Source organism: Vibrio sp. S12_S33 (assembly GCF_963889785.1).
Lineage (GTDB): Bacteria > Pseudomonadota > Gammaproteobacteria > Enterobacterales > Vibrionaceae > Vibrio > Vibrio aestuarianus.
In genome coordinates, this window is record NZ_CAWPQZ010000043.1 from 22,073 (window position 1) to 28,844 (window position 6,772).

6 protein-coding genes are annotated in these 6,772 nt (G+C 41.2%); 3 read left to right on the forward strand and 3 right to left on the reverse strand.

Features of this window, described 5'->3' with window-relative positions; all coding sequences use genetic code 11:
* Positions 1–33 precede the first annotated feature (33 nt).
* Positions 34–1,167 (forward strand): carboxynorspermidine decarboxylase, encoded by a 1,134-nt coding sequence (gene nspC, locus AACW06_RS15840; protein ID WP_192075805.1) that lies wholly within the window; start codon positions 34–36, stop codon positions 1,165–1,167.
* Between the two features lie 60 nt (positions 1,168–1,227).
* Here nspC and AACW06_RS15845 read toward each other — a convergent pair whose 3' ends face one another.
* The 3 genes from AACW06_RS15845 to AACW06_RS15855 all read right to left on the reverse strand — a co-directional run bounded on the left by AACW06_RS15845 (position 1,228) and on the right by AACW06_RS15855 (position 4,748).
* Complete coding sequence (locus AACW06_RS15845; RefSeq protein WP_192075806.1) at positions 1,228–2,838, reverse strand: methyl-accepting chemotaxis protein; 1,611 nt, start codon at positions 2,836–2,838, stop codon at positions 1,228–1,230.
* Between the two features lie 249 nt (positions 2,839–3,087).
* Positions 3,088–3,600, reverse strand: coding sequence for a glycine cleavage system protein R (locus tag AACW06_RS15850; RefSeq protein WP_192075807.1), 513 nt, complete (start codon positions 3,598–3,600; stop codon positions 3,088–3,090).
* A gap of 215 nt (positions 3,601–3,815) precedes the next feature.
* Complete coding sequence (locus tag AACW06_RS15855) at positions 3,816–4,748, reverse strand: DUF3943 domain-containing protein (RefSeq protein ID WP_443263623.1); 933 nt, start codon at positions 4,746–4,748, stop codon at positions 3,816–3,818.
* 146 nt (positions 4,749–4,894) lie between these two features.
* On the opposite strand from AACW06_RS15855, the gene AACW06_RS15860 reads away from it, so the two are divergent.
* Together AACW06_RS15860 and AACW06_RS15865 are read left to right on the forward strand one after the other, a co-directional pair.
* Positions 4,895–6,136 carry a CinA family nicotinamide mononucleotide deamidase-related protein gene (locus tag AACW06_RS15860; protein WP_192075809.1) on the forward strand — a complete coding sequence of 414 codons (1,242 nt, stop codon included), beginning with the start codon at positions 4,895–4,897 and terminating at the stop codon, positions 6,134–6,136.
* 255 nt (positions 6,137–6,391) lie between these two features.
* On the forward strand, positions 6,392–6,646 hold the full coding sequence (locus AACW06_RS15865; protein WP_192075810.1) for a 30S ribosomal protein S6 modification protein: 255 nt from the start codon (positions 6,392–6,394) through the stop codon (positions 6,644–6,646).
* Positions 6,647–6,772 lie beyond the last annotated feature (126 nt).

Sequence of the window (6,772 nt, forward strand, 5' to 3'; positions counted from 1 at the left end):
TCGGCTTTGTTCGATTTTAAGAGTGATGAATAGATGCAAAAAAGCGAACTCAAAACCCCATATTTCATGATTGATGAAGCTAAGTTGATTGCAAATTTAGAAATTGCGAAACAGCTAAAAGAGATCTCTGGCGTTAAATTGGTATTGGCTCTGAAATGTTTCTCAACTTGGGGTGTGTTTGACATCATCAAGCCTTATTTAGATGGCACAACCAGTAGTGGCCCATTTGAAGTCAGGTTAGGTTACGAAACGTTTGGTGGTGAGACTCACGCCTACAGCGTTGGTTACAGTGAAGATGACGTAAAAGAAGTCGTCGATATCTGCGATAAGATGATTTTCAACTCACAATCTCAGTTGGCGGCTTATCGTCATCTAGTACAAGGAAAAGCATCTATAGGTCTGCGTTTAAACCCTGGAGTTAGCTACGCAGGTCAAGATTTAGCGAACCCTGCTCGTCAGTTTTCTCGTTTAGGGGTTCAAACTGATCATATTGATGCCTCAATCTTTGAAACCATTAACGGCGTAATGTTCCACATGAACTGTGAGAACAAAGACGTTGATGCCTTTATTGGTTTGCTCGATTCAATCTCTGAGCACTTTGGCCAGTATCTAGATAAGTTAGACTGGGTTAGCTTAGGCGGTGGCGTTTTCTTTACTTGGCCTGGTTATGATGTCGAAAAATTAGGCCTTGCATTAAAAGCGTTTTCTGAAAAGCATGGTGTTCAACTGTACCTTGAGCCGGGTGAAGCCATAATTACCAAAACAGCAGACTTGATAGTAACTGTGGTTGATATCGTTGAAAACGGCATGAAAACAGCGATTGTGGATTCCGCAACAGAAGCGCATCGCTTAGATACGCTGATTTATAATGAACCAGCTTCGATTCTTGAGGCCAGTGAAGAGGGTCAGCATCAATACGTTATCGGTTCTTGTTCATGTTTAGCCGGTGACCAATTCTGTATTGCGTCTTTTGAGCAACCATTAAAGATTGGTCAAAAATTGCATATTTTAGATAGTGCAGGTTACACCATGGTGAAACTCAATTGGTTTAACGGATTGAAAATGCCATCAGTTTATTGTGAACGCCTTGATGGTGATATTCAGAAATTGAATGAATTTGGCTATGCTGACTTTAAACGTTCGTTGTCTCAATGGTCAGTAAAATAATGTAAGAAAGCCCTGCAAGTCTATTGCGGGGCTTTTTACTATCGATAAATTGGCACTATTTTACAGTTTGAAACTTTTCATCTTGTCATCTAATTGGCGGGACAGGTCAGCAAGAGTTTCACTTTCTTCAGCAAGGTAATTGGCTGCCTGTGACATTTCTAGCGCAGAATCATTAATTCCACTTACGTTGCGGTTCATCTCTTCTGCGACAGCACTTTGTTGTTCTGCTGCGGTTGCAATTTGCATTGCCTTATCGCTCACATGCTGTATATGAGTAACGATTAAAGATAAATCGCTACCTGCATTTTCAGCGCGCTCAACACTACTGTATGCTAAATCTTGACTTTTTTGCATCGCGTTGGAACTGCTGACTGCCAATTGTTGCAAGCGGTTAATTGTCGTTTGGATTTGGTCCGTTGAATGGTGGGTTCGACTGGCGAGGTTTCTTACCTCATCGGCAACGACAGCAAAGCCTCGCCCTTGTTCACCAGCGCGAGCCGCCTCGATGGCGGCATTTAATGCGAGAAGGTTGGTTTGTTCTGAAATTCCGCTGATAACCGTAGTTACTTCGCTAATTTGCATCACTCCCTCTTTTAATTTATGTACTTGCTCAGTCGCGACTTCTAATTCCTGCGATAGTGCTTTGATACTATCAACGCTGGAATGCACATCTTTATCACCGAGTCCGGCTTCTTTGCTGGCATCTAGTGTATCTTTTGCAGTTTCTTCTGCGTGGCCTGCGACGTCAGCAACCGTTGCGCTCATTTCATTCATAGCAGTCGCTAGCTGGCTGAGCTGATCGCGCTGACTTGTGACCGCTTGGCTTGTTTCTTCGGCAGAAGATGCGATGCGAATAGCCGCTTCAGCCAGTAAATTGGCCGAAGTGACAGATTCGGTTAATGCAGTTCGAACAGATTCAACACTATCGTTGATACGAGATGCCACAATGCCAATTTCATCCTTACCCATAACTGGCACTTTGGCTGTCAAGTCACCGCTTGCTACTTTTTTCATCACTTCTTTAATGGCTTCAAGTGGAGTAATAATCGCTCGGCTGATGATTACTCCAAGTAATGTCAGTATAGCGAGAACGATGAGTGTTGCTACGCCCATTTTTAGTAGCTGCTTATTAACGGCTTGATCTATATCGTCAATCAACATGCCTGAGCCTAGTATCCAGCGCCAAGGTAAGAACCCATGAACAGCCGAAAGTTTGTTGGCGGGTTTGCCGGTATTTGTTTGCCAAGGGTAGGTTAAAAGCCCTTGTTTACCATCTTTGGCTAAATCGACCATTGTAAACCAAAACTGGCCTTCAGTATCTTTACCTGGGTTTCCCATTTGTTTTCCGACAAGATCGGCCCTGATAGGATGGGCAATAGTATGGCGAGACTCATCAATAACAAATATATAATTACCGCTATCAAAGCGTATTGCGTTGATTAGGCTCTTGGCTTGCCTTTTGGCCTCTTCCTCGGGAAGAGTTTGTTGAAGGTGTGCTATTTGCGATAAAGCGGTATCAAGTACGGCATTGAGCCGAGATTCTCGCTCTGTGAGTAAATTATCTTTTAGAGCAGTTGCGGAAATGAGCAGTAGGCTCAATAAACCGATAATTGCAACCACAACAATTGCAGTCAGCTTATAGCTGACTTTAATATTTCCAAGCTTCAACATGACGTTACCACCATTTATAGACCCCAATCTTTACCGTTGGGTGTCGGTTATAAAGTAAATGGACAGATATAATTATTTTTTTATCCACATGCTATATCGTGGACTAAGATCATAATTTTTCGAATATTTTGAGTGTATTTTGTAGTGGTAATCACATTTTTATATTGAGTGGGTCAATAGATAAATAAAGAGGGAGCCATATAGCTCACCTCTATGTATGGTGATAGGTTTAAATTTAATAAGGGCTAATTAAGCTTCAAGTATAACCCGAGTATCTTCGCTTAAGGCTTCAAGCTCATCGACAACATCTTCAATTTGTATTTCAGTCGGTAACTTAATTGCCATATTAGCAGTAAACAAACTGGAGCTTACTCCGCCACCACCAGCAATAAACACTCGTTGGCAGTCCATATCTAAGATGCTAATGCCTTGATTATCAAGAATACTCGTTATTTCGTTGACAATGCCAGCGCGATCACTCGCATCTAACCTGAGCTGATAAATAGTTTCTCTTTGATGACTATGTGGGTCTGATTCAACGATTTGTACAAGCAGCTCGGGATGGTCAATAAAAGCTTGCTGTACGAGCTGTGCATTTTGAGTTGGAAGTTCCACTTTTATTACAGCGGCGACTTGGCTTTCAATAAAATTCACTTTGCTGATAAGCCATTTACCGCCATTCTCATGTGTGATAGCAGCAAGTTGTTTAATGGTTGTTGGTGTCGCTTTACCTACGAAGTTGACGATAAATGTACTATTCATACTGAGCCTCCTAAAGCCAACAGACGAAATGTAAACCGTTTTAAATGGTTTCTTTCATTCAGTGTAGGAGTCTAAGACAAAGAATATTTGACGAAAGTCAATATTTTCAGCTTGCACCATTAATGGTTGTCAGTATTCAAACTTATCCCACAAAAAAACAGCAACTATGCGCTATTGCTTTTTTTTTAATGGGAAACGTTTGCTGTTAAATCTAATTAAAAGGTGATTTTTAAGTCAATGCCATAAAACTGAGAGTCATAACTGGCTCCGGCGTCTAAAGCGTACTTCGCTGCGTCTTGGTTACCAAACCATGGGCTACTACTGAATTGAAATTGCGCGTCACCATTCCAAGCATTCGATACCCAGCCATGAATATGGCCTACGGGGTTAAGAAAGAATAAAGTCACATTGCCCATGGTGGGTGAGCCCCATACTTCACCGCCAGTAGCCACTATCTCTTGCTCTGCTTCAAACATTAGCTCACCGACAACGGCACCAAAGAATGGTGTCACAAACAAGTCTTGCCAAGAAGGGATTTCCGCGAATGCTTCAACGCCATATTCCCAGAAGAAAGTAGACATCACACCAGAATATAAGAAAGATTCAAATTCATTAAAACCGGCATGTCTTGCTGCCGTGTAGTAAACGCCACCAAAATAGGGATGCATAATATAGTTCAAATAATGTTCATCGCGATCCCATGTAGGACCAGAAGAGACATTGTCTTTCCACTTTTTAAACACCTTATTGTCACCGTCTTTTTCCCATTTAGTGACTGATTCTGGTAAGAACGTCATTAAACCAACGGTTGCGACACTTAACCCCAGAATTGTATACGTCTGACTTTTTAGGTAATCCCAGTCTTTTGTATCTTGTACGGTGAGATATTTAGGTAGAGCTGGCTCTTCAAGGTTCAACTCTTGAGATTCCACTAAACTGGTTGAAAATGGCGAATTTGGCTGATAAATATTTAAATTATCATTAAAACAAGATGTTTGATTACAGTCGACCGTATAGGAAAACTCAATGTGTTGGTTGAAATCGTAAGTACTCGCGCTGGCGCAAGTTGGAAACGATAACATCATTGCAATGATGCTTTTCTTTGGCACGGAAGGCTCCAAGTTTTTGTTTTTAATGATCAGAATCACAATTATCTATTAAACTCTTAGAGATGAAAACAGTATTTTATCCAATTAGCGAAACTTATGAGAAAAATTGCATTCAAACAGTTATATTTTGCACTTTATACTTTGCAGCACCAATAGCAGTGTGAGTTTACACAAAAGGACACATTATGTTGAAAATAGCGATGTTAAGCACGGGTGAAGAAGTTCTTCATGGCGACATTGTCGATACCAATGCGGCTTGGCTATCCAGCGAGTTTTTTGAACATGGCTTTTCATTAGTGAAACGCTCAACGGTTGGTGATAATCAACAGTCTTTGGTCGAAGAATTACTAATGCTCAGTTTCAATAATGATGTGCTGATTGTGAATGGTGGACTTGGACCAACTTCAGATGATGTCAGTGCGGCAGCAGCGGCTCAAGCGGCTGAGCAGAAGCTGGTGTTATTTCCACAATGGCAAAAAGTACTGGAAGCATTTTTTGTTCAGCGTGGAGTTATCATGCCAGAAAGTAACCTCAAGCAAGCGATGCTACCTGAAAGTGCAGAAATTATTGATAACCCAATCGGTACTGCTTGTGGGTTTAAGGTCTTGATAAATGAATGTCAGTGCTACTTTACTCCTGGCGTGCCAAGTGAATTCAAGCAAATGATCACTCAGCAGGTACTGCCGGATTTAAAAGCTCATTACCCACAGCAGACAGGATTAGAGTGCTGCCGCTTATTTACTTTTGGTTCATCTGAATCGGCTATCTCAGATAAGTTAGACAAAATGGTCTTGCCTGAGGGGTATATGCTTGGCTATCGCTCATATCTGCCGTTTATTGAGGTGAAATTATTTGGCCCTAAAGAAGATATAGAGCGACGCGTACAACTATTGCAAATTATCTACAAGCACTTAGAGCAATATGTGGTGAGTGTTGATGAACCGATGCTTGCGCACATTGGCCATTTAATGCAAGAAAAAGGGCAATCACTAGCGATTGCAGAACAAGCAACGAAAGGTTGGCTCGCAAGTTGGTTATTAAGTAATGAGCAAGTTGAAGCATTGAGTGCCCATAGTTGGATTCTGAGCCGCAGTGTAGAATCTGACCTTGGTGATCAAGATCCGCTAGCCGCATCGTTAGCTCTTGCTGGAGCGACAAAAGAAAAATGTTCCACCTCATTGTCTTTAGTCACTGGCACTTTGATTGACGATCAATTTAGTCTTGCTTTATCTGCTCCGCAGGGAGAGTGGGGGCAAATACTCAAATTTAAACGAAGCTACAGTGCTAGTGAGCAACGTGAACTGATAGCAACTATTGCTGCCGATATGCTACGTCGTTACCTTTCCAACAAACCTGTTTTTACGCAATATGGCTCTGTGGCTCCAATAAAAGAGATGTATTTGCCATCGAGTATGATTAACAACTGAGTGTGTAGTTAGCAGTTTTTTACTATCATATTGAATATTAAACGATTTTAAATTTGTCACTGCTTATTCATAACTGAATGTTTTTTGTGCTTACAATGGATGTTCTATTGCGTATGCATCTTATGATTATTTGGTCTAAAGGCTAAGTTTATGATTTATAGCAGGAGATAAATTTGTCTCAGTTTTGAGTCTTTTTTGAGCAATCTTTCTCTTTATACTGTCAGTCCGCTTGAGAAAATTCGGCAGGAGGCTGACATGTTTCATCAATCCAGAATCTTAGTTTGGTATAAAGTGGCGAGTCAAAAAGTGATCTTAGGAGAGGCTTTAAGCAATGGGATGAGTGATGTGGTTTCACTATGGCTACATGCTCCATCAGATGAAAACAATCCAAGTTATCAAGGATATAGACTATCGTTGTTTGATGACGACGGCAGAGAAATTGCTCATAAATCAGTATCAATGGGTACTGCTGATGAAATACTATCCGGTATTAATAAAGCCAGAGCTTAGCTCTAATGCCGTTCACTTAAGGTGAGCGGCATTGTATTTTCTAGGGTATCGGCTTGGCTTTTTCTTCACGACTCTAGGGAAGGATCTTTCTCGCCTAGGTTCAAGTATTAAGCTCCCACTCATTGC

Excerpts from the sequence above, each read along its gene's own strand:
- nspC (WP_192075805.1), top strand. The coding sequence starts at position 34 with ATGCAAAAAAGCGAACTCAAAACCCCATATTTCATGATTGATGAAGCT.
- AACW06_RS15845 (WP_192075806.1), bottom strand. The coding sequence starts at position 2,838 with ATGTTGAAGCTTGGAAATATTAAAGTCAGCTATAAGCTGACTGCAATT.
- AACW06_RS15850 (WP_192075807.1), bottom strand. The coding sequence starts at position 3,600 with ATGAATAGTACATTTATCGTCAACTTCGTAGGTAAAGCGACACCAACA.
- AACW06_RS15860 (WP_192075809.1), top strand. The coding sequence starts at position 4,895 with ATGTTGAAAATAGCGATGTTAAGCACGGGTGAAGAAGTTCTTCATGGC.
- AACW06_RS15865 (WP_192075810.1), top strand. The coding sequence starts at position 6,392 with ATGTTTCATCAATCCAGAATCTTAGTTTGGTATAAAGTGGCGAGTCAA.